Annotated in this window: 1 protein-coding gene; it reads right to left on the bottom strand. The window is 42.4% G+C overall.

The genetic code is table 11. The annotated features are described in order from the left end of the window. On the bottom strand, window positions 1-295 hold a 295-nt coding region (locus ACNKXV_RS14300; protein ID WP_417908381.1), incomplete at both ends, for a hypothetical protein.

Below are 295 nucleotides of genomic sequence, written 5' to 3'. Positions count from 1 at the left end.
CCATTCTACATCCTCGAAATAGGTGAAATAGGAATCATTAAGAAGTCCGCAATGAAGCAATGCCTCTCTTTTAATCAGAAAACAGCACCCCGTAGCCCAATCCAACTCCTGCTTGTTGGTACGGTAATCTGCAAGTACATCTTGATCACCCAGGGTAATTGCCCTCCCAGAGAAAGGAAGAAATTTGCCTCCTGCACTCCAGATAATCTTTGGATTGTGAAGAAATAAAATGAGAGGCTGAACTACGCCTAGATGAGGCTGTTGAGAAAATTGAAGTAACATCTCCCCTAAAAAA

The organism is Christiangramia aquimixticola (genome assembly GCF_048285835.1).
Taxonomy (GTDB): domain Bacteria; phylum Bacteroidota; class Bacteroidia; order Flavobacteriales; family Flavobacteriaceae; genus Christiangramia; species Christiangramia aquimixticola.
The sequence above is the reverse complement of the archived record's forward strand: the minus strand, read 5'-3'. Positions and strand labels throughout refer to the sequence as shown.